At 39.6% G+C, this 722-nt stretch carries 1 protein-coding gene; it reads right to left on the bottom strand.

What is annotated here, in order from left to right:
- Positions 1–105: 105 nt before the first annotated feature.
- Positions 106–573, bottom strand: coding sequence for an IS200/IS605 family transposase (gene tnpA / locus QJ521_RS09675; protein WP_282840280.1), 468 nt, complete (start codon positions 571–573; stop codon positions 106–108).
- Between the last annotated feature and the right edge of the window lie 149 nt (positions 574–722).

The raw sequence follows: 722 nt of genomic DNA, 5'->3' as shown, positions 1-722 counted from the left end.
AAAATCCGCGTCTTCAAGGCGCGGTTTTTCTCATCGCCTTCAAGGCTCATTACTGGCGACCCCCATTTGAGGGTCTTTTTATTTGCCCAATTGCCTTTGTCACCCTTACTTACCCGTAAACGGGTCTTTATACTCTTTTAGACTTCTTTTGTCTTTTACTTGGTCTTCTAATTCTTGATTTCTGATGTAGTTTTCTACTGTTTTTTTGTTTAGACCTACGGTCGAAACATAGTACCCTTCTGACCAGAAGTGCCTTGATCCATAGTTATATTTCAAGTTTGCATGCTCGTCAAATATGATCAAGCTGCTTTTGCCTTTCAAATATCCCATGAATGAACTCACTGCTAGTTTTGGTGGTATCTTGACGAGCATATGTATATGATCACTCATGGCATGTGCTTCGACTATCTCTACGCCTTTGTATTCACAAAGTCGTCTCAAATATCTGCCTATATCGCTTCTTAGTTTACCATAGATGACTTTCCGTCGATATTTTGGACAAAATACGATATGATATTGGCAGTTCCATTTTGTGTGTGATAAACTACTAGTGTCATCGTTTCTCTTTGACATCGGTGATAGAATCCTCCTTGGTTTGATTGGTGTAAGGCAATTGGTTATTACCATTATACCAACCAAGAGGATTCTTTTTGTTTATCGCTTCCGCTTTTCCAGTCTCACCCGCATAGCAGGTGGTTTTATGTTACTCTTCGAGCAACATA

It is taken from the genome of Peloplasma aerotolerans (assembly GCF_030012175.1).
In the GTDB taxonomy this organism is placed as follows: domain Bacteria; phylum Bacillota_I; class Bacilli_A; order Acholeplasmatales; family Acholeplasmataceae; genus Peloplasma; species Peloplasma aerotolerans.
This window is presented reverse-complemented; position numbering and strand designations above follow the sequence as displayed.